This window comes from Rhizobium sp. F40D2, from assembly GCF_051810745.2.
In the GTDB taxonomy this organism is placed as follows: Bacteria; Pseudomonadota; Alphaproteobacteria; order Rhizobiales; family Rhizobiaceae; genus Rhizobium.
Genome location: NZ_CM131436.1, coordinates 3,254,399 through 3,274,493, shown reverse-complemented (window position 1 = coordinate 3,274,493; position 20,095 = coordinate 3,254,399). Strand labels below are relative to the sequence as shown.

General features: G+C 61.8%; 17 protein-coding genes and 3 pseudogenes. 8 read left to right on the top strand and 12 right to left on the bottom strand.

All coding sequences use genetic code 11. The features are described 5' to 3' along the window. Nucleotides 1-44 precede the first annotated feature (44 nt). Nucleotides 45-2,827, bottom strand: a pseudogene (locus ACS4RS_RS15675) (bifunctional diguanylate cyclase/phosphodiesterase). A 360-nt stretch (nt 2,828-3,187) separates the two neighbouring features. Between ACS4RS_RS15675 and ACS4RS_RS15670 the strand changes: the two are divergent. Next, nucleotides 3,188-3,790: a hypothetical protein gene (locus ACS4RS_RS15670; RefSeq protein ID WP_439010239.1), complete on the top strand. Its 603-nt coding sequence runs from the start codon at nt 3,188-3,190 to the stop codon at nt 3,788-3,790. A gap of 568 nt (nt 3,791-4,358) precedes the next feature. Next, nucleotides 4,359-5,066 (top strand): DUF938 domain-containing protein, encoded by a 708-nt coding sequence (locus ACS4RS_RS15665; protein ID WP_439010240.1) that lies wholly within the window; start codon nt 4,359-4,361, stop codon nt 5,064-5,066. Nucleotides 5,067-5,718: 652 nt separating this feature from the next. Here ACS4RS_RS15665 and ACS4RS_RS15660 read toward each other — a convergent pair. Then, nucleotides 5,719-6,219, bottom strand: a complete 501-nt coding sequence (locus ACS4RS_RS15660; RefSeq protein ID WP_439010241.1) for a GFA family protein — start codon at nt 6,217-6,219, stop codon at nt 5,719-5,721. Nucleotides 6,220-6,580: 361 nt separating this feature from the next. Then, nucleotides 6,581-7,039: pseudogene (locus ACS4RS_RS15655) on the bottom strand (LysR substrate-binding domain-containing protein); the annotation flags it as partial. Between the two features lie 349 nt (nt 7,040-7,388). On the opposite strand from ACS4RS_RS15655, the gene ACS4RS_RS15650 reads away from it, so the two are divergent. Beyond that, on the top strand, nt 7,389-7,775 hold the full coding sequence (locus ACS4RS_RS15650; protein ID WP_439010242.1) for a cupin domain-containing protein: 387 nt from the start codon (nt 7,389-7,391) through the stop codon (nt 7,773-7,775). Nucleotides 7,776-7,852: 77 nt separating this feature from the next. Here ACS4RS_RS15650 and ACS4RS_RS15645 read toward each other — a convergent pair whose 3' ends face one another. Further along, nucleotides 7,853-8,302, bottom strand: coding sequence for a DUF4168 domain-containing protein (locus ACS4RS_RS15645; RefSeq protein ID WP_439010243.1), 450 nt, complete (start codon nt 8,300-8,302; stop codon nt 7,853-7,855). A 300-nt stretch (nt 8,303-8,602) separates the two neighbouring features. On the opposite strand from ACS4RS_RS15645, the gene ACS4RS_RS15640 reads away from it, so the two are divergent. Next, entirely contained in the window at nt 8,603-8,938 is a 336-nt protein-coding gene (locus tag ACS4RS_RS15640; RefSeq protein WP_439010244.1) for an antibiotic biosynthesis monooxygenase, read from the top strand. 53 nt (nt 8,939-8,991) lie between these two features. Here the strand turns inward: ACS4RS_RS15640 and ACS4RS_RS15635 are convergent, their stop codons facing one another. Continuing rightward, nucleotides 8,992-9,855, bottom strand: a complete 864-nt coding sequence (locus tag ACS4RS_RS15635; RefSeq protein WP_439010245.1) for an EamA family transporter — start codon at nt 9,853-9,855, stop codon at nt 8,992-8,994. Nucleotides 9,856-9,947: 92 nt separating this feature from the next. On the opposite strand from ACS4RS_RS15635, the gene ACS4RS_RS15630 reads away from it, so the two are divergent. Beyond that, nucleotides 9,948-11,360, top strand: a complete 1,413-nt coding sequence (locus ACS4RS_RS15630) for an aminotransferase class I/II-fold pyridoxal phosphate-dependent enzyme (RefSeq protein ID WP_439010246.1) — start codon at nt 9,948-9,950, stop codon at nt 11,358-11,360. A gap of 227 nt (nt 11,361-11,587) precedes the next feature. On the opposite strand, the gene ACS4RS_RS15625 is transcribed toward ACS4RS_RS15630, so the two are convergent. Together ACS4RS_RS15625 and ACS4RS_RS15620 are read right to left on the bottom strand one after the other, a co-directional pair. Continuing rightward, nucleotides 11,588-11,989, bottom strand: a complete 402-nt coding sequence (locus tag ACS4RS_RS15625; RefSeq protein ID WP_003593640.1) for a response regulator — start codon at nt 11,987-11,989, stop codon at nt 11,588-11,590. A gap of 10 nt (nt 11,990-11,999) precedes the next feature. Further along, nucleotides 12,000-13,742: an ATP-binding protein gene (locus ACS4RS_RS15620; protein ID WP_439010247.1), complete on the bottom strand. Its 1,743-nt coding sequence runs from the start codon at nt 13,740-13,742 to the stop codon at nt 12,000-12,002. 84 nt (nt 13,743-13,826) lie between these two features. Here ACS4RS_RS15620 and ACS4RS_RS15615 point away from each other — a divergent pair, with 84 nt between their 5' ends. Next, nucleotides 13,827-14,360: an N-acetyltransferase family protein gene (locus ACS4RS_RS15615; protein WP_449313719.1), complete on the top strand. Its 534-nt coding sequence runs from the start codon at nt 13,827-13,829 to the stop codon at nt 14,358-14,360. Between the two features lie 21 nt (nt 14,361-14,381). On the opposite strand, the gene ACS4RS_RS15610 is transcribed toward ACS4RS_RS15615, so the two are convergent. The 3 genes from ACS4RS_RS15610 to ACS4RS_RS15600 form a co-directional block, all read right to left on the bottom strand. Next, complete coding sequence (locus ACS4RS_RS15610) at nt 14,382-15,296, bottom strand: phosphotriesterase family protein (RefSeq protein ID WP_439011825.1); 915 nt, start codon at nt 15,294-15,296, stop codon at nt 14,382-14,384. Nucleotides 15,297-15,502: 206 nt separating this feature from the next. Further along, nucleotides 15,503-16,141, bottom strand: coding sequence for an outer membrane protein assembly factor BamB family protein (locus tag ACS4RS_RS15605; protein ID WP_439010248.1), 639 nt, complete (start codon nt 16,139-16,141; stop codon nt 15,503-15,505). 44 nt (nt 16,142-16,185) lie between these two features. Further along, complete coding sequence (locus tag ACS4RS_RS15600) at nt 16,186-17,406, bottom strand: helix-turn-helix domain-containing protein (RefSeq protein WP_439010249.1); 1,221 nt, start codon at nt 17,404-17,406, stop codon at nt 16,186-16,188. Nucleotides 17,407-17,524: 118 nt separating this feature from the next. Here ACS4RS_RS15600 and ACS4RS_RS15595 point away from each other — a divergent pair, with 118 nt between their 5' ends. Continuing rightward, complete coding sequence (locus ACS4RS_RS15595) at nt 17,525-18,322, top strand: DUF899 family protein (RefSeq protein ID WP_439010250.1); 798 nt, start codon at nt 17,525-17,527, stop codon at nt 18,320-18,322. A gap of 5 nt (nt 18,323-18,327) precedes the next feature. Further along, nucleotides 18,328-18,690, top strand: coding sequence for a hypothetical protein (locus ACS4RS_RS15590; protein ID WP_439010251.1), 363 nt, complete (start codon nt 18,328-18,330; stop codon nt 18,688-18,690). A gap of 182 nt (nt 18,691-18,872) precedes the next feature. Here the strand turns inward: ACS4RS_RS15590 and ACS4RS_RS15585 are convergent, their stop codons facing one another. Both ACS4RS_RS15585 and ACS4RS_RS15580 read right to left on the bottom strand, forming a co-directional pair. Next, the gene (locus tag ACS4RS_RS15585; RefSeq protein WP_439010252.1) at nt 18,873-19,514 is read right to left on the bottom strand and encodes a metallophosphoesterase; all 642 of its coding nucleotides are present in this window, start codon (nt 19,512-19,514) and stop codon (nt 18,873-18,875) included. Nucleotides 19,515-19,727: 213 nt separating this feature from the next. Beyond that, nucleotides 19,728-19,984 (bottom strand): annotated as a pseudogene (locus ACS4RS_RS15580) (inositol monophosphatase family protein); the annotation flags it as partial. Between the last annotated feature and the right edge of the window lie 111 nt (nt 19,985-20,095).

The window sequence follows — 20,095 nt, the reverse complement described above, 5'->3', positions numbered from 1 at the left end:
TGAGGGGCAGTTATCGCTGCGAACCTGATAGGCGTATCGCCACCTCAAGCCGCCTTATCAATCGCCGGCTCGCCCATCGCCTGTGGCTTGCCAAGGAGATAACCCTGCGCCTCGTCGCATTGCTCTTCCAGCAGCGTGTCGAGCTGCGCCTGCGTTTCCACGCCTTCGGCGAGCACCGGCACCTCGAGGCTGCGGCCAAGCGCCAGGATGGCGCGGACGATTGCTTTTGACTGCGGGCTGGTTTCGACCTCGGCCATAAAGCTCTTGTCGAGTTTGATCTTGTCGAAGGGGAAGGAGCGCAGCGTTTCCAGTGAGGAATAACCGGTGCCGAAGTCGTCGATGGCGATCGACACGCCGAGCGCCTTGATCTGCCGCATCGTCCGCAAGGCCTTGTCCTTGTCGACGATGATCGAGCTTTCGGTGATCTCGATTTCGAGACGCCGGGGGTTCAGGCCGGTTTCCGCAAGGATCTCTGATATGATGGCCGCCATATCGGCGTGGCCGAGCTGGATCGGCGACAGGTTGACGGCGATCTTGTGGCTGTTGTTCCAGCTCGCCGCCTCGCGGCAGGCTTCCCTGAGCACCCATTCCCCGATCGGCAGGATCGCGCCGCATTCCTCGGCAAGGCCGATGAAATCCATCGGCGGGATATTGCCGCGTTCATGATGCCGCCATCGCAGCAGAACTTCGTAGCCGGTGATCTCGCCCGTCCGCACCGATTTCTGCACCTGATAGTGCAGATGCAGCTGGTTGCGGTCGATCGAGGCCCAGAGGTCCTTGGCGAGCGAGCGGCGGCGGCGCGCATGCTCGTCCATCGCAGCCTCGTAAAAGCAGACCTTCTGCAGCAAGGATTGTTTGGCGCGGTACATGGCAAGGTCGGCATTGGCGAGAAGGCCGTCGACGCCTGCGGCGTCGCTCGGATAAACCGCCACGCCGAGGCTGGCGCCGGTCTTGATCTCGAAGCCGTCGATCGTGACCGTCCCGGTCAGCGCGCCTTCCAGCCGTCCGATGAAATCGTGGAGCGCGCTCAGCTCATCGAAGCGCTTGGTTGCCGCGAACTCGTCTCCGCCGAACCGGGCGATGAACTCGCCCTCCTGCCGCGCTTCGTCGAGACGCCGCGCCAGTTCGACAAGCACCTTGTCGCCGGTGCCGTGCCCGTGCTGGTCGTTGATCTCCTTGAATTTGTCGAGATCGATGCCGATGACGGCGACGTTGCCCCTCACCCGATCCGCGATCATCATTTCCTCGGAGACGCTCTCGCCGAACTGCAGCCGGTTCGGCAGACCCGTCAGCCCGTCATGCTTGGCAAGGAAGGCAACCTGCTCCTCGGATTTCAGGCGATCGGTGATGTCTTCGAAGGTGACGACCCAGCCGCCATTGGGCAGCATGTTGACATTCTGCTGGATGGATATGCCGCTCGGATATTTGTGAACCGCGCTGCCGGCGCCTGATCTGATCAGCGCCATGTTCCTGGTATAATGCGCCTCGGCCCGCGCGGCCGCCTCGCCGGGATCCTCCGTATTGGCGGCATAGCCGATCTCGACGATCTGCCGGTAGACCATGCCGGGACGCACCGATCCCTCGGGGAACCGGAAGATTTCCAGATAGCGTTTGTTGCAAAGCAACAGGCGCTCGTCCTTGTCGAACATGCAGATGCCCTGCCCGATATTTTCGAGCGCGACGTCGAGGTTGCGGGTGACCTCCTCGATCCGGTCGGCATCCGCCTTCTGCTTGCTGTTGTCCTTGGTGATCTTCGCATAGCCGATCAGTTCGCCGGCCTCGTCGTAGATGGGGTCGATGACGACATGGGCCCAGAAGGAGGAGCCGTCCTTGCGATAACGCCACCCCTGGGCCTCGAACTTGCCTTCGCTGCGGGCGGTCTGAAGCGCCCGCTGCGGAAGGCCTTTGCGGCGATCCTCCTGCGAATAGAACAGCGAGAAATCCTTGCCGACGATCTCGTCGGCACTATAGCCCTTGGCGCGCTCGGCGCCGGCATTCCAGTTGCTGACCTTGCCATCCGGATCGAGCATATAGATCGCGTAGTCGGTCACCCCTGCACCAGGAGCTTGAAATTGCGCTCCGCTCCGGCCGTCTTGGCCTGCGAGCGCACGGCGAAGATGGCGGCCGCAAAACCCGCCGCCAGCAGCGAAAAGGTGACGGCGGCGATCGTCACCGCCATCAGCGCCGGCGAAAGAAGCATGGCGGGATTGAGCGCAATGATCCCGGGAATGACCGTCACTCCCGCCATTGCGGTGAAATGAAGGGCGACGACGCCAAGCGTCAAGAGAACCGTCGGCGCCAGCTTACGCAAAGTCGACCGGCCGCTCCGGCCGGCAAATCGAAAGGCAGCGACCGAAAACGCCACGCCGAGAACGACCGAGGCCGTCACGAAGCCCGTATCCCACGAGATTTCACCGGGGAATTCGATCGCCAACATGCCGGCGAAATGCATAGACCAGATACCGACGCCGAAGAGCACGCCCGCCAGGACGTTCGCCACCCATCTGTCATAGGCGATCTTGGCGGCAACTGCCGCCGTTGTCGCCACGATCGCGACCAGCAGCGAGACCAGCGTCAATCCGGCGTGATAGCCGACGACGACACCGGGATCGTAGGCCAGCATGGCGATGAAATGCGTGGCCCAGATGCCGAAACCGCCAGCCGCCCCCGCCGTGACCAGCCACACCCACCGAACCGCGCCATCGGACAGGGTCGCCCGATGCAGCAGAACAAGCGCGCAATGGCTGGCGAGAAAGCAGATCAGACCCGCAAGCGCGACCAGCGTGAGATCATGCTGCTCGGCAACGCACGTCAGAACGGTAAACATGGAAGAGGCCCTCGATTTCAGAGGGCACGCTATGGGGCGGGCGTTTAAGGAAGGTTGAAATTAGCGGGCGGCGAGTGCGGAAATGCCGGTGTTTGGGAGGGTTGGGCGTGGGGTTGTGAGATTAGGGTTTATCGCGGGTGTCTTGGTATGGTGAATGGATTTTCGACTGACGCGGAGGGCGAGGCCCCGCGAAATGGGACTTCCCCTGCCCCACCACGACCGGGTGCAGGCAGTTCCAATACGCGTCGATGAGGCCGAGTTCGGTCAGGCTGTGGGCGAGTTCCGGGCCGGCGACTAGACTCGATCTCCCCAATTTCACCCAAGCACGGTGGTAGCGGACTTGGAAGAGGGGAATCTAGGATGTCGATCTTGCTAAGAAGTTTGTCGCTACTGGTTGGAATAACATTGGCGGTACCAGCCTTTGGCAATTGCTTAACCGCCAATGAGACCAAACAGGGCGTGCTGCTGACCAGAGAAGCGCCTTTCTATTCCGTATTCTACAAGCCCGACGGCCCGCGTCTCGCCGAACAACGGCTGATGGAGCGCGACGGTTCGTTGCAGCCGGTGTCGGCTGTATATTTGCACCCCTTGCTCGTCGAAAAGAGAGTTGGTCCCAACGGGACGCATGAGCTGAAATACGCAAATGCGATTGCGTTGGACGATCTGCCACAGAAGAAGAACTGGCAATCCGACACTACGCTTTTCATCAATGGCAAGAAATCCGTTTCGGGCACGACTTTTATTCGGTTCGACGGCTTGGCAGAGGAAACTATTGCATCTTGTTCCTACAAAGTTTGGGCCATCAACAGCCGTCTGGAACTGACGGAATTGCCTCCGATTGTTTTTGAACAATACTATTCCCCGGAGCTCCGTCTCGTTCTTCGTTCGGTAAGGCTAGGCCCCTCCGACCAGCCGTTGAGCGAGGTTCGATTCGATCGGTTCCAAATTGGCTGGGGCAACTGATTGATCAGGGCTGACACTCCTTTCGCCATGCTCGGGCTTGTGCCCCAAGCATCTGCAACCGGTCGATAAGGCAGCCGATCCTCGACACAAGGCGAGAAAATCTAGCGGGAAGGTTTCCCCAATCTCCCTCATTCCTATGGCCTCGGGCGAAGCCTGAGGCCACAGGAATTGTCTCTCAAATCTATGCTTTACTGCAGGAGAAGCTGGGATCGAGCCCCGGGATGGCCATCCCGGGGCTCGCGCGACAAAGCGCCCGTACAGGAATAGGTGTCAACGACCGACCTCATGAAGGGACTTTGCCGCTCCAGCTTCGCATCGCTTGCTGACTTGAACGGACTATCCGAAGGACACGCCCGCAGACAATTCGAAGCATGGAGCCCGATTATGATGGCAGAACCCCACGAAATCCAGCCTGGCGGGCGCGTGATCTGACGCGAAGTGGACGTTCGGTCGCCCTCGGCCGAACGCACGCGCCGACGACCCCCTTCGTAAGTCCGAAATCCTTGGTTTCAGTCCCATCATTTCAGCTATAAGGTGGGAGACATCGCCCAAAGGGGATTCAAGGCCGATGCCCCCAGAGAAGAAGGACCGTTCGCCTATTGCGCTGGAACAGCGCGACATAAGCGGCGACCAGCGCATGTTCTCACCTTCCGTTGCGCGAAATTCGGCGCCGATCCTCGCGGTCTTAAAACGTGTCCTTCCAACACGTGGCGCCGTGCTGGAGATTGGATGCGGGACCGGCGAGCACGCCGTGTGTTTTGCGGGAGCATTGCCCAACCTCACCTGGCAGCCGAGCGATCCGGATGCCGACGCCCGCACCAGCACGTCTAGCTGGGTCAAATTCGCAGGGCTGAAGAATGTGCTGGCACCGCGGGATATTGATGTGTGCTCAGGACAATGGGGCGTCGAACAAACCGGGCATTTTGACGCCATCGTGTCGATCAATATGATCCATATCGCGCCATGGGCGGCAAGCTTAGGATTGTTCGCAGGAGCTGGCCGTTTGCTTCACGCTGGTGGGCTTCTTCTTCTCTACGGCCCATTCATGCGCGACGGGGCACACAACGCCCCCTCGAACGCTGCTTTCGACGCGGCTCTAAAGGAACGCAACCCATCCTGGGGTGTGCGTGATATCGCTGATCTTGAACAAGTGGGTGAGGCCGCTGGATTTAATCTCCGCGAGACGATCGAGATGCCTACCCACAATATGTTGCTGGTCTTCTCCAGCAGTAGTGCTCGAACGACAAGCGGGCGCGAAAGAGACGTGGGCCTATAGCAGCATTCCGGCCGAACTCGACCACATCCTCATCATACAATGATCTTATCCGCGTTTGGGATACTGTTCGGCAAAATGCAAGGAGCAGCGTCGCGGCGTGCTTCGAGGCTCCGCCCTGCGGGCTGCGCACCTCAGCATGAGGGGCGCTGGAGAATGCCGCGCAGTAATCGCAGGCGCAGGAGGATGTGCACAGCCTAAGCGAGAGCTTGCGCGATCCGTCTGCGCGTAGATATCGTTACGCGCTGACAGCAATGTGCGTCGGGAAAAAAATGCGCCGAGTTTTTAAATATATTGCAGCGGCAGTAGGATTTGGCGTGCTCGTTAGCGTTTGCGTGATCGTGAAGGGACTGTTTGACGCCAACGATCATATTGACCGCTGCGCTGACGAAACCTCAGGACGATACATATTCGACAAGGAGGCGAGAGCCGCCGCTTGCGGATGATCGCTTAAAACCGGACACCTAACTACAAATTTTTCGACGTTATAGGCCGGAAGCTGACGAGCTGCGTCGAGGCACGAGTTAGCTGAAAAGCAGTTCGTCAGGCACCCTCCGTGTAGCATCTTGAAAGTAAGTCGTTGCTGTCGTTGCTTCCGGCACGATGGCTTTTCGCGGCAACGCCAGCACCGCACCGGCAGCCGCTGGCCTGGGACTCAGCCTTCACGCCCCCTCACCGCCCATGAGCTGGTATCGTGATCTGGGTGCTGGTTGTTGCTCTCTTTGATCGCCGCAGCCCAGTCGGCGCCGTTGCTTTCGGTCGCACCGGTATTTTCTATGCCGGTGATCGTATCGAACCATGCCACCATGTTCTCGGTGCAAGTATTGGCCAGCGGTGCGAAGGCGTTCGGATCGTCAAGCGAACCGATCATCAAGTTGGTACGGCCGTTTTCGAGGTGGTGGAAAAACAATGGCGTGCCGCAATTGGCGCAAAAGCCGCGCTCGACAAGCTCCGAGCTCTTCCAGATGCTTGGCTTGCCGCGTGTCCAGCTGAGCGCATCATCGGGCGCGGCGACCAGCGCGGCAAAGATGTTGCCCGAGGCTTTCTGGCACATGCGGCAATGGCAGAGATGCGAATTGCCGAACATCGCGGTCGCGTGATAGCGCACGGCACCGCACTGGCAGCCGCCGCTGAGCTGCATCTCGATGCGTTTCATGTTTCTCCTCCTTCAAGAGGTGGGTTGGGCTTAGTCTCTTTTAGGTTGTCGTTTTTTGATCGTCCAGCTCCCCAGAGAGCCTCATCCTGAGGTGCCCCGCAGGGGCCTCGAAGGACGGGGTCGGCGCGCTGGTGGCTGATGAATGCAAGAAGCAGCGTTGGAGCGTGTCCTTCGAGGCTCCGCCATATGGGCTGCGCGCCTCAGGATGAGGGAGGTTGGAGGGTGCCGCGCCCAATAACAGGCGGTTGGAATAGCGTGGTTTGGTCTCGCCTGCCTACGCCACCGGTCGAGCGACCTCCAAGAGAACCCCATCCTGAGGCGCCCCGCAGGGGCCTCGAAGGACGAAGCGGGTCTGACGGAGCTAGAGATTTCTCTCCCGAAGCGCATCGACGATGACGGAGAAGGCCGGGAGGTTCTGCCGACGGCTTGGGTGGTAGAGGTAATAGCCGGTGAATTTGGGGGTCCAGTCTTCGAGGAAGAGTTGGAGACGCCCATCCGCGATGTGCGTTTCGACATAGCTTTCCGGAACGAAGGCAATGCCGTAGCCTTGAAGGGCTGCGGCGACCATTTCGCGATCGGTGTTGAAGGTAAACTGGCCCTCCACCCTCACCCGGACCTCCTCGTCATTCTTTTCGAATTCCCAGGCATACAGTCCACTCACTCGATCGAGACGCCTGTTGATGCAGTTGTGATGCATCAACTCCTGCGACGTCGTCGGCACCGCTCTTGTCTTGAAATAGTCGGGGGAAGCGACGGCCACCAGCCGCCAGTCCGGCCCGATCCGCACCGCAACCATGTCCTTCTCCAGGCTCTCGCCGAGAAGCCGTGCCGTGCAAGCCCCCCGCTGCCTGCCGGGCATCTCCCCCACAGGTGGGGAGATTGGCTGGGCGCAAGGGCTTCCCCAAACAACTAGCGTCGCAGCTCGACGAAACGGTAGACGGGTGCGAAGGTTTAGCCACTTGTGTTCTCCCCACCTGTGGGGGAGATGGCCGGCAGGCCAGAGGGGGCTTGCACGGCATAACAGAGGATAAAGTCCGAACAACCCACCGCGGCCTAGCTACACTCGCTTACAAAAAGGCAGGTTTTCAGACACATCCCGGGTTCAATCATCGGCTGAAATGCGATTGCGGCCAACGAGCCGGAAAGGTCAATTCAGGAAGGATGACACGATGAAAATGATCCAGGCTGTGGCCCTCGCCCTTGTTCTCGGCGCTGCCACGACAGCGCATGCGGCCCAGCCGCTGCAGCGCACCGATCTCGTCCAGAACGATATCGACGTGCCCGGCTATGAGGCCGTTCAGGTGCGCGTCGATTTCGCCCCCGGCGTTCTCGCCCCCAATCATTCACATCCCGGCGAAGAGATCGCCTTCGTTCTCGACGGCACGCTGGAATACCGGCTCGAAGGCCGGGAGCCGGTGACCCTCAAGGCCGGCCAATCCTTGTTCATTCCTTCCGGCGTGGTGCACTCAGCCAAGAACGTCGGCAGCGGCAAGGCTTCGGAGTTGGCGACCTATATCGTGCGCAAGGGCGAGGCTCTGGTCGTGCCTGCGAAGTGAGGCTGCGTCAGAATTGGGGCGGGCGCCGGAAGCGCTCGCCGCCCGGACTCTTAGCCCGCCCCTTCGTTTGAGTGAGGCTATTGCTGCGGCTGCGCCGGTGGCGGGGTGCCGATCTTTTCCAGAACCTTCTTGGCCAGCGTCGGGTCGCTCTGGGCGGCCGTCAGGATCGAGGAATATTCCTCGACGGAGATATCTTTGGAGGCTTCGACGGTATCGACCATCTGCTTCTTGGCTTCTGCCTGCAGCTTTTGCTTGCCGGCCTCGTCCTTGGTCGCGCCGATCTTGGCCGAATATTCCTGCCTGACCTTGTCGACCTGCAGATAGGCAACGGCAAAGGCCTCGAGTTTCTGATCGCTGACGGCCGCGGGCGCCGCCGTACCGCCGCTCTGGCCCTGCATCGGCGCCTGGCCCTGTGCCGGCGGCTGGGCTTGCGCCTGGGCCATCTCCCCAGCGGATGCCGGGCTGAAAGCAAGCAGGCTGAAGACAGCAGCGGTCGTCATTGCCAGGGATGTGTAACGAGTGATCATATTCGTTCCTTTTCACGTGCATGATTTAATCGGCAGCAAGCCGCCTCGGTCGATCGCCAGCCGCTGAAGGGCCGGCGAGGTCGCGACCATGGAGCCGTGAAGAGGGCACGGTGCGGCGGCAACGGGACCATTTGCTGACGATTGAACGGCGGCTTTGTGACAGGGACTGGCCCAGCCGCGTCGATGCCGATGACGCTCGCGTCGCCTTAGGGTAGCATTTTTGCCGCGGCTGGATGTCGAGTTGTGCAGCCTGTACGGCCATCGTATGGTCCTGCACTACGCCAAAACAGAGGAGCCGAAATGCCCATCGCCGCTTTACCTGAACCGCCCTATTACATGGTCAGTTTTTCCTCTCAACGAACCAAGGTCGACGACGGTTATGGCGAGATGGGGTATGCGATGACGGAACTTGCAAAACAGCAGCCCGGATATCTCGGCTTCGAAAGTGTCCGCGGCGCAGACGGTTTTGGCATACTCATCTCCTATTGGAAGGATGAGGACAGCATTCGAGCCTGGAAATCGGTCGTCGACCATATCGAGGCGCAAAATCGTGGCCGGTCAGATTGGTACAGCCGCTATGAAATTCGCGTTGGGCTCGTCGAACGAGCCTATCGCTTCAACATTGAAGAGGCGTGAGGAGGCTTGGTGAAGAAACGCGGCGACGGACCGGTCCGTCACCGGATCCTTTCCTACCGCGCAAACTTCTTTGCACCGGCGACGCACAGAATAACGGCAACCGTCACAGCCAACATGCTCCACGTCACAGACTCATGCAGCAGAGTCGCGGCGAGCGCCAGGCCAAAAAACGGCTGGAGCAGCTGCAACTGGCCGACGGCTGCGATGCCGCCTTGCGAGAGGCCGCGATACCAGAAGATGAAGCCGATCAGCATGGAGAACAGCGAGACATAGGCAAGGCCGATCAGCGCCGGCGTTTCTATCTCCGCGAAACTCACCGGCCGGTAAAGGAACGCCACCACGGCCATAACCGGCAGCGACAGCACCAGCGCCCAGGAAATCACCTGCCAGCCGCCGAGCGTGCGCGAAAGCCGGCCGCCTTCAGCATAACCGAGGCCGCAGACGAGGATTGCCGCCAGCATCAGAAGATCACCGATCGGTGATGCCGTCAGGCCCTGCATCACTGCGAAGCCCGCCACCAGCGCGCTGCCGAGAACGGAGAACAGCCAGAAGGCCGGCTTCGGCCGCTCGCCGCCGCGGATCACCCCGAAGATCGCCGTCGAGAGCGGCAGCAGGCCGATGAAGACGATGGAATGCGCCGACGTGACGTGTTGCAGCGCCAGCGCCGTCAGCAGGGGAAAACCGACCACGACGCCGAGCGCGACGACGGCAAGCGAGAGGATGTCGCGCCCGCTTGGCCGTTTCTCCCGGAAAGCGATCAGCAGGCCGAGAGCCAGAATGCCGGCGATCGCGGCGCGCGCAACGGTGAGAAAGACCGGATCGAACTGCATCACCGCCACACGGGTCGCCGGCAGCGATCCGCTGAAGATCACCACCCCGATAAAACCATTAAGCCATCCCGATGCCATGCGGTCCATGATGCGTCGCACTCCTTCTTTGCTGTTTGCCGTTATCGGCCAAGATGGATGGTCACGACAGTGACAGTCTGATACGATTTCGCGAAACTGTTATGGTTCAGAAAGCGGTACGGATGAACGAAGGACGCACACGGGTGGAGATGGTCGTCTCAACGATCAGGCAGCGCATTGCCGGCCGCAGCCTGACGCCCGGCGCAAAACTGCCCTCCGTCCGGGGTCTGGCGGCAACGCTGAAGCTGTCGACTTCGACCGTTGTCGACGCCTATGAGCGTCTCGTCGCCGAAGGGGCGATCCTGGCGAGGCCGGGCTCGGGATTCTACGTCGCCAACCAGGCGGCACCCTTTGCGCTCGCCGAGACCGGGCCGAAGCTCGACCGCGCCGTCGATCCCTTCTGGATATCGCGGCAATCGCTGGAGGCTGATGAAACCGACCTGAAGCCCGGCTGCGGCTGGCTGCCGCCCTCCTGGCTGCCCGGGGAAGGCATGCGCCGCGGGCTGAGAACCCTTGCCCGCGCCGACGGGCCGGCGCTTGCCGAGTACGGCTCGCCGCTCGGCCTGCCGCCGCTGCGCCAGCTGATTTCCCGGCGTATGGGCGAACGCGGCATCGAAGCCTCTCCCGATCAGATCATGCTCGCCGATTCCGGCACGCAGGCGATCGATCTGCTCTGTCGCTTCCTGCTGGAGCCCGGCGATACGGTGCTGGTCGACGATCCCTGCTACTTCAATTTCCACGCGCTGCTGCGCGCCCATCGAGCAAAGATTGTCGGCGTCCCCTATACGCCGTCCGGTCCCGATATCGAGCTGTTTGCACAAGTCGTCGCCGAACATCGGCCGCGGCTCTACATCACCAACTCCGCCATCCACAATCCGACTGGCGCAATGCTTTCCCCGGTGACCGCCCACCGGCTTCTGAAACTCGCCGACCAGTTCGACCTCACCATCATCGAGGACGATATCTTCGCCGATTTCGAATATACGCCGGCGCCTCGCCTTGCCGCCTTCGACGGGCTCGATCGGGTCATCCACATCGGCAGCTTTTCGAAAACCCTGTCGGCTTCGGCCCGCTGCGGCTTCGTCGCCGCAAAACCCGAATGGATCGACGGCCTGACCGATCTCAAGATCGCCACCTCCTTCGGCGGCGGCCGGCTGACGGCGGAACTTGTGCTGAATGTCTTGAGCGACGGCAGCTATCGCAAACACGTGGAGACGCTGAGACAGCGGCTCTCCCGGGCGATGGGCGAGGTCTCGACCAGGCTGAAGACTTTGGGGATAACGCCCTGGCTGGAGCCTCAGGCCGGCATGTTCCTCTGGTGCCGCCTGCCCGACGGCATCGATGCGGCTGATGTGGCCCGCGCCGCGCTGGAAAGGAAGATCGTGCTGGCCCCCGGCAACGCCTTCAGCCTGTCGCAATCGGCAACAAATTTCATGCGGTTCAATGTGTCGCAGATGTTGGATGCCAGCGTGTTCGAGGTACTGGGGGATGTGCTGGAAAGGCAGGGGACGTGAGAGCGAACAGGCTCGTCATTGCCCTTCGCTTGCGCTTCGTGCATTCGCTCCTGTCGTCGCTCACCCCCTCATCTGCCTGCCGGCATCTTCTCCCCGCTGGGGAGAAGGGGGATCGTGGGTGGCCGCGCGCTCCCTCTTCTCCCCAGCCGGGAGAACGTGGCCCGAAGGGTCGGATGAGGGGGCCGCACGACACATCCCTCCATCATCATCCTTTACAATAGCAATCCTCAAAACGACCGATTGACCGCCTTGTCGTTCTCCAGCCGCGTCACGCAGCCTTCGAGCTTGGCGAGCAGCAGGTCGAAATCGAGCGGCTTCGTCAGATAGTCCGCCGCCCCGGCGCGAAGGCCGGCAAGCGTGTTTTCCCGGTCGGTCAGCGCCGTCAGCAGGATAAAGGGGATGTTGGAGAGCTCGGGGTGGTTGATCTGAATTTCGGCCAGAAGCTGGTGCCCGTCCATGACCGGCATGGAAATATCGCTGATGACGATGTCGGGCCATTTCGACAGGATCATTTCCAGCCCTTCGGCGCCGTTCGAGGCCTCCAGCGTCCTGTAGCCGGCTTCGGTCAACTCTTCGACGAGGAGGTTCCGGATCTCGACTTCATCTTCTATGCACAGGACTGTAACCATAAGCTTTTCCCTAAGCTGCGACGTGTTGATCCGACAATAAAAACTCTATTGGCAGACGAATGATAAATGTTGTGCCCTTGCCGAGCTCGCTCGTCACCTCGACGGTGCCGCCATGCAGTTCGACGACCTGCTTGACGACGTTGAGCCCGATGCCGGTTCCAGCGATGCCCGTCGCGCTGCGGGCGCGGTAGTAGGGTTGGAACAGCTTCGGCAGATCATCCGCATCCACGCCGATGCCGCTGTCGGCGATAGCGATCTCCAGCGTCTTTTCATCAACCCGGGCGCGAACATGGATATCAGGCGCATTGGGCGAATATTTGACGGCGTTCGAAATCAGGTTGCTGAAGACCTGCTCCATCGCGCTGCGATCGAACGTCAAACCCTCGGGTATCGGCTCGAGATCGAGATGGAACAGATGTGAGCGGCTGAGGTGGCGCTGTCTGTCGCAGCAGGTGACGAGCAAGGCTTTCAGATCGCCCTCGCTCCGCTTCAGTGTAATTTGTCCGGTTTCGAGCCGGCCATTGGCGAGGATGCTCTCCATCAAATCGACCATGCGCACCACCGCGCTGCGGATCACGCCGGCTTTTTCGTGAACATAATCGCCGCTGACATTGGTGGTCGAGCGGCAGAGCCGCTGGGCTGCGGCGTCGATGATTGCGAGCGGCGTGCGAAACTCGTGTGATGCCATGGCGACGAACTGGCGCTGGAGCGCATTCACCTGGCGTTCGTGCACCAGCAGCCGGTCCAGTTCCTCCCTCTGCCGTTCGATCTCGGCCGTTCGCTCGGCCACCATTTCTTCCAGGTGATTGCGGTGGTGGGTGAGCTCAGCCTGGCTGTCCAGCAGGGTTAGCGAGGTCCTATGCAGACCGCGTCCGAGCCAGAAGACGACTGCGATCAGCAGCGCCAAGCAGCCAAGCCCGGCCGGCGCGATCTGTTGAAGCAGCATGAATCCGGGCAGGATCGGCGGCCACACGAGATAGCCGATCGTGCCGCCGTCATAGGACGAGACCGACACTTGGGCCCGCTCGTCCTTACTTTTCGGCGCGAAATGCAACCCTTCGAGGCGCGCATAATGGGCGATGCTTTCGGCAGCTTTTCCATCGATGAACTTGACCGAGACGGCGATGAACTCCTGGCCCGCCTCGACCTGCATTCTGGCCGAGCTCGGCAGAATGGGCCGCGCGCTTGCGATCGCCGGCCGATTGCCGATCATCATCGTGCGAACCGTCGCCAGTTGACCAAGCGGTTTGCTGCCGGGCTTTGCCGCCTGCTCGACGAGAACCGCGCGCATTTCTCCGGCAAGCGCGGTCATTTCTCGGCCGTCGTCGCTGCCAAGCCGCGGCGGCATGGCATCCGCGCCGTCGCGGAATGCAAACATCAGGCGGTTGGTATCGTCGAAGATATAGGTCCTGTCATGCCCGAAATACCGGCTCGTCCACCGGCCGATATTGTCGAGCAGCCATTCATGGTTCCGCTGCTTGGCATAAAGGAAGGCGTCGTCCCATTTGGCAACGCTTTCCTGTTCGCGGGGAAGCGCCGCGATCTGCTCTTCCAGTCCCTGCCGGACAAAGTCGGCCTGCCGGCGCAGCGAGAGATCATCGACCTTTATGGCGGCGAGCCAAGCAAATCCGCACAGCAACACAGCCGCCGCACAGGTGAGTGTCACCAAGACGAATGTAATGTGCGATGTTAGCCTGACCTTCAATATCTGCAACCTTTTGACGGCGCCCGCTGCCGAGAAATTGACACGCAAAGGTTGACGGACCGTGAATTATGCGCTCCCCTGCGCCCCGCGACATGTCTCCGAAGGCATTCGCGATATTCGAAGGAGAAGCGCATGGACGCCACCGCGTCGGATACGTCAGGCATCAGGATCGAACCGATTGCGGCCGCGCACATCGACAGCTTTCATCGCGCGCTCGACGTCGTCGCGCGGGAGAAAAAATACCTGTCCATGCTGGAGGCAACACCGCTACCGGATACGCGCGCCTTCGTGATGGGCATGATTGCAAAAGGCAATCCGCAATTCGTTGCTATCGCGCAAGACGAGGTCGTCGGCTGGTGCGACATCGACCGGCATTTCTTCCCGTCGCACGCCCATCGCGGCAAGCTCGGAATGGGGATCCTTCCGGCCTATCGCGGCCAGGGTCTTGGACGAAAGCTCATCGAGACGACATTGAGAGCCGCGCAGGAGGCCGGCTTTCTCCGGGTCGAACTCGATGTTTACCAGGACAATCACCGGGCGATCGCACTCTATGAAAAAATGGGATTCATGCGCGAGGGCATAATCCGGCGCGCCGCGCGTATAGACGGCCGGTTCATCGATGCGATCGGCATGGCGTTTTTGTTCGATGAAGGTCAAGCGGTATAAATTGGATCGCTCGGCCTGCTCCTATCGGGCGAAAGCCTCGAACGGGTTCTCGTGGGTCAGCCGCATCAGGGTCGTGTCGTCCACGCCTCGCCGTCTTAGCTCGGGCAACAGGACCGTGGAAAGATGGGTGTACGGCCTGGGTGTCCCGCCCATCGGCAACGCCGGATCGTACCAGCCCCGGTCATGGCTCAACAACAGGCGGTCGCCGCAGCCAGCCTCCAGCGCCTTGATCACCAGCTCGGCCACCTCGTTGTCCCCGGCCCGGCCGACATGGTCATACTCGATCCAGGCGCCGCGCGCGGCAACGGCAACATTGTAAGCGAAGTCCTCTTCTTCCTGCGTGTGAATCGAGATGAACCTGTCGGCCCTGTAGCCCTCCGCCTCGATGACATCGAGCTGATCCATGACGACCCGTCCCCTGATCGTATGACTGCCGATGACCGCGTCCGTCTGCGCCGCGGCGCGCGCAGCTGCCCGCAGGATTTTCGTCTCGAGCGCCGTCATGCCGTCATCACCGGCGCTGAGCTTGATCCAGCCTGCCTGGAACCCTGTCTCGCCGATCTGCTCCGTCAGCTCGCGCAGCATCCACGCCTCCAGCTCCTGCTCGGACGCATGGCGGACCCATTCGGGAATCCAGGGTTCACGGTAATTGCCGGTGGGAACGACTATCGGAAAATCCGTCGCCAGTGACACTGCAAGATCGATATCCGCACGGAGTCCGACGCCGCCCGTCGAGCATTCGACCAGTGCCGTCACCCCGAGCTTCTTGATGCACTCGATTTCAGGCGCCATCAGCCGAACAACGTCTTCGGTTTCTGCTTCGGCATAACCGGGCTGGTCGGGTGTCCTGAGGTCGACGAAGACGTGCTCGTGCGGCAAGATCATCCCAAGTTCGGATCTGCTCTTGGGCCCGAGCGTCGTGCGCAGATATTTCAAAGTCTTCCCCCGGTCAAACCAGCTTTGCGTCCAGGCCGACATCGAAGCCTCGACACTGCCGCGAAACTAGATCGTCAGGTCAGGAAATCAATCGCTCACCCGATCGAAATTCTGACAACTGGACCCTGGATGCCGACGTCCGAGTGGGAGCCGGATTGTTGGCGCGCTGACTATCGCTTGGGAGAGATATGCCGTATCGGCCGCATCTACTTCCCCTCCGGCCGGCTGATGGCGCGGATCTTGCCGCTGCCGCCGCCTCCGCAGAAGAAGCAGTCGCCGCCGTCGGATTCGAGGCCGGAGACGCCGGTGCCTTCGGGCATGTCGAGCCGCTCCAGCACCTCTCCGGTTTGCGGATTGATGCGCCTGACGTCGCTGTCGTCGCCCTCCCAGGTGCCGTGCCAGAGCTGGCCGTCGGCCCAGGTCACGCCGGTGACGACGCGGTTGGATTCGATGGTGCGCAGGATCTCGCCCGTCTCCGGGTCGATCTGATGGATCCTGCGGCCGCGATGCTGGCCGACCCAGAGCGTGCCCTCGGCCCAGGCGAGGCCGGAATCGCCGCCATTGCCGGGTGCCGGGATGGTGGAAAGGATACGGCCAGTCTTCGGATCGATCTTGTGAATGACGTCCTCGGCAATTTGATAGAGGAACTCTCCGTCGAAAGCCGTCCCGGCATGCGACGCGACCTCGATGGAGCGCACCACCTCACCACTTGCGGGATCGAGCGCATTCAGTTTGTCGCCCGAGGCAAACCAGACATGCTCGCCGTCGAAGGTGACACCGTTGACGCGCTCAGCGCCAGGAAAAGGCCCATATTCACGCAGGATATTCGCAGCTGATTTTTTCATCTCTTCCTTCCCGATTACTCCGGTTCCTTATAACTCGGGCCATCCTAATCGCTCGGCAGCGGCCCGGGGAGTAACAAGATCGTCGGGAAACCGGGCAGCGGCGGGCTCATCCAGCGCCGTGCCCGCCCGCGCCCCAGCGATTGCACCTTGCCTTCACCGGCCAGGGAATCCAGCGCCCGTTGCACGGTGCGGGGGCTGGCCGCGAGCGCAATCGCAAGCGCCGAACTTGACCACGCCTCCCCGTCGGCCAGAAACGCGAGCACTGCTCCATGAGACCCTTCAACGAGGGGCGCCAGCACGGCAATCTCTGCGGCGCCGAGTGGCGAAAGCGCAAAGCCGCGCTTCGTCGCCGAAACCTCCACCAGTCCCCGCAGTTCAGCGCGCAGCCGGCCGATCTCGACCCGCAGCCGGGCGCGCTGCGATTCATCGGCATGTTTGCCGCGGAAGGCGCGGGCAATCAGTGTACCCCTTGCCACATCCCCCGGCCAGGCTTCGGCGAGCGTGCGGGCAAGCGCAAACAGCACCGGTCGAGTCGCCAGCGAGACGGCCGTGCCCGCGTTCCACACCACATGGCGGCAGGCATCGACAACGAGCGTACCGGAGGAAAGCAGCGCTTCCACCTCGGTCAACAACAGCGGGTGCTCCCGCCCGTGCGACATCAGCCGCGCCGCCGGGGTGTCGAGCACCAGCGCGGCGGTTTCGACCTCCGCCGTCAAAGCGGGGATCGCTGCCGCGCGCGCCGAAAGCTTTGCCCGGTCGAGGGCGGCGCGAGCTGCCTGCGTCTGCAGGCGCCGAACGGCGATGCCGGCCGCCACCAGTTCGTGGGCAGTCCGCAGCGCCGGCGGCAGCGGCGCCGGATCGAGTGCTGCGAGCGCACGCTCGGCCTCGTCGAGGTGGCCGATCAGCACCAGCCTGCGAATGGCGACATTGCCCGCATGGGTGGCATTGACCCTGTCGCCATGCGCTTCCAGCACCCTACGCGCCGATTCCAACGCCTTCGGCGGCCAGATGAGATCGCGTGAGACGAGCGCGATCTCGGCCTCGGCGACCACGCAACGCGCCCGCGCCACCGCCTCCCTCGGTCCGAAGGCGCGCGCCGCACTCTTCAACAGCGCCTTGGCGCGAACGAGGTCACCAAGCTGGGCCATCGCAATGCCGCGCAACGCCAGCGCCGGCGCGTCGTCGCGCAGCGCTACCCGCTTCAGCGCGCCAAGCGCATCACCCGATGCCAGCGCCCTCGCCGCGGCTGTGATCAGCGAGTCCATTCAAATCCCGTCACACTTGTCACTCCCGCCATTTCGCTGCCCGGCCGTAATCTGCTTGAGACCGGCAGGCAACCCGCGCCGGATGCTACGACGATAGACAGGCAAAGGAGAAGACCCCATGACGGCACAGCTCAACGCAACACGCCAGCAATGGCTGGCAGCAAGACTCGATCTGCTCGAGGAGGAGAAGGAATTGACTCGGCGGAGCGACGCGCTGGCGGTCAAGCGCCAGCAATTGCCGCGTGTTGGGATCGATAAGGAATACCGCTTCGACACCGAAGGCGGCAACGTCTCGCTGAAGGATCTCTTCGGCGGCCGTTCACAGCTTCTCGTCTATCACTTCATGTTCGGACCAGATTATACCGCCGGATGCCCGTCCTGCTCGTCGATTGCCGACGGTTTCAACGGCGTCTTCGTCCATCTCGAAAACCACGATGTCGCCTTCTGGGCGGTGTCGCGTGCGCCGCTGACAAAGCTTCAGGCATTCAAGCAGCGCATGGGCTGGAGCTTCCCCTGGGCCTCGTCCTTCGCCAGCGATTTCAACGGCGATTTCAGCGTCTGGTTCAGTGCCGAAGACCAGCGCCGGGGCGATATAGAATACAACTACCGGCTTGAGCCGCCGGCCCCCGAACCGCTCGCCGGCCAAACCGTGCAGCAATGGCAGCAGCCCGAAGGAGAAGGCCCGGTTGCCCAAATCGCCGCCATGACCGGCACCGATGTCATGACCTACACCCGCGACCGGCCTGGAGTCAGCGCCTTCGAACTCGTCGACGGTGCGGTCTATCACAGCTATTCCAGCTATGCCCGCGGGCTGGATGGACTTTGGGGCATGTATCAATGGCTCGACCGCGCGCCCAAGGGCCGCAACGAAACCGGCATCTGGTGGCGCCATCACGACCGCTACGGCAAGGAGTAACGGCGATGCTGCCTTCGGCCGACACCGCAAAGAGAGGCGATGGCAACGCGTCTCTCAACGCCGCCGAATGGCTGTCGCTGGCAGCCGCCGACGACGGATCAACCGGTAAGCCGACGGGGAGGATGACCAACCCGGCCGGCCGCATCGCCGCTCATGCCGCCGACCGGCTATCACTCGCCGCCGCCCCGACATTCGCGCTCATGGCGTTGCTGACAGCCACCACCGGCAGCGCCGACATGATCTGCACCACGACGCCGAATCCTTTGCCGATCGGCGGAATGATGCCGATGTATCTGCTGATGAGCGGCTTCCACCTGGCGCCCTGGCTGCGCCTCGCCGCCGGCTGGCGAGGCATGAGCCGAAGGTGATGGTGCCAACGCCGCGACATCTCTCCTCCGTCATCCTGCCCTCGGGCTTTATCCCGAGGGATAGAAATGACGGAGATTGAGTGCGTTCTCGCCAGACCTTCTGCTGGCGGGGCGATAGATCCCTCGGCGCACTGCTCCGCTCCGCCGTCGCTGGCTTTACACCTTCACCGACGCGACCAGGTTCATGCCCTCACCTCGATAAAGTCGATCGGCCCGCCGGCAACCTCGTCGTCGAACACCGCACAGGAAAGCTTGCCGCCGAAGACGCAGCCGCTATCGATATTGGTGCGGTTTCCTGTCGTAGCCGGGTTGGACAGTGAGGGAGTGTGGCCGTGGACCAGATGTTTGCCCCAATAGTCGCTGGACTCACCGGACGGGAACCGTAGCCAGAGAAGATCGCGCTTGGTCTGCCGTTCCAGCGGAAATGCGGGATCGACGCCGGCATGAACGAAGATGCGGTGCCGATCGACATGCATGAGCGGACGTTCGGTCGCCCATTGCAGATGCTGGGGCAGAACCCGGCCTCCAAATGAAATCTCGGTTTCAAGCCCGCCGTTGCCGAGCCACACGGCTCTGTCGTCGCTATCGGCATACGCCGCGACCATCATGTCCTCATGATTGCCTTTCAAGCAGATCCAGCGCCACGGGTCGGACGGACCGGCAATGAGCCGGTCGAGGACACCTCTGCTGTCAGGCCCGCGATCGATATAGTCGCCAAGGAAAACCACAGTCCCCTTGGAAACGTACGTCTCGATGCGATCGATGATGCTGTCGAGCGGATCGATGCAGCCGTGAATATCGCCTATGGCAAACGTGTAGCGCATGTTCCAAGCCTCTCGGCTGCAATGTCACGGCCCGCGATCAAGGACGAGAAGGCGCGCAAGGGCATGGCACGGAGGCTCCCGCCCCCTTCGCCGTCCGCCGCATCATAACAAACGCAAACCCCGCCGCCATCGCGAAACCGACTCCGTCTCCGGCATTTACCGCGATTGCCTCTTCTTCCGCTTGAGCAGCATCACGCCGAGCCGCGACCGATATCACCCCTCGACAAAAATCCGCTGGATCATCTCCCAGCTTGCCGCATCCGGTGCCAGCAGCAACCTTCCCCTGGTCATCGCCGGTCGATTGGTTTCGCGGGTGAGCAACGCGCCGTAGCCGCTGGCGTCGCGGTGGATCAGCACGCCGGCGGCGTGATGCCAGGGTTTGAGCTCGGCAAAGCTCATCGCGCCTGATGCCAGCGCCCGGTATTCATAGGCCGAGCAGGCCATGTGGTGGTGCGGGCAAAGCGCAGCAGGCCGAAGCATGAAGGGGAACCTCATTACAACGGCAATGTACCGGCGCCGATGCGCCGCACCCTGCCGGTTCCGATTGTCTTCCAGGCCGGAATTGTGTCATGACCCATCGA

Coding starts and splice junctions, on each gene's coding strand:
- ACS4RS_RS15635 (WP_439010245.1), bottom strand. CDS start 9,855: ATGGACCGCATGGCATCGGGATGGCTTAATGGTTTTATCGGGGTGGTG.
- ACS4RS_RS15590 (WP_439010251.1), top strand. CDS start 18,328: ATGCTGCCTTCGGCCGACACCGCAAAGAGAGGCGATGGCAACGCGTCT.
- ACS4RS_RS15640 (WP_439010244.1), top strand. CDS start 8,603: ATGCCCATCGCCGCTTTACCTGAACCGCCCTATTACATGGTCAGTTTT.
- ACS4RS_RS15625 (WP_003593640.1), bottom strand. CDS start 11,989: ATGGTTACAGTCCTGTGCATAGAAGATGAAGTCGAGATCCGGAACCTC.
- ACS4RS_RS15645 (WP_439010243.1), bottom strand. CDS start 8,302: ATGATCACTCGTTACACATCCCTGGCAATGACGACCGCTGCTGTCTTC.
- ACS4RS_RS15630 (WP_439010246.1), top strand. CDS start 9,948: ATGGTTCAGAAAGCGGTACGGATGAACGAAGGACGCACACGGGTGGAG.
- ACS4RS_RS15600 (WP_439010249.1), bottom strand. CDS start 17,406: ATGGACTCGCTGATCACAGCCGCGGCGAGGGCGCTGGCATCGGGTGAT.
- ACS4RS_RS15585 (WP_439010252.1), bottom strand. CDS start 19,514: ATGCGCTACACGTTTGCCATAGGCGATATTCACGGCTGCATCGATCCG.
- ACS4RS_RS15595 (WP_439010250.1), top strand. CDS start 17,525: ATGACGGCACAGCTCAACGCAACACGCCAGCAATGGCTGGCAGCAAGA.
- ACS4RS_RS15660 (WP_439010241.1), bottom strand. CDS start 6,219: ATGAAACGCATCGAGATGCAGCTCAGCGGCGGCTGCCAGTGCGGTGCC.
- ACS4RS_RS15650 (WP_439010242.1), top strand. CDS start 7,389: ATGAAAATGATCCAGGCTGTGGCCCTCGCCCTTGTTCTCGGCGCTGCC.
- ACS4RS_RS15615 (WP_449313719.1), top strand. CDS start 13,827: ATGGACGCCACCGCGTCGGATACGTCAGGCATCAGGATCGAACCGATT.
- ACS4RS_RS15670 (WP_439010239.1), top strand. CDS start 3,188: ATGTCGATCTTGCTAAGAAGTTTGTCGCTACTGGTTGGAATAACATTG.
- ACS4RS_RS15665 (WP_439010240.1), top strand. CDS start 4,359: ATGCCCCCAGAGAAGAAGGACCGTTCGCCTATTGCGCTGGAACAGCGC.
- ACS4RS_RS15605 (WP_439010248.1), bottom strand. CDS start 16,141: ATGAAAAAATCAGCTGCGAATATCCTGCGTGAATATGGGCCTTTTCCT.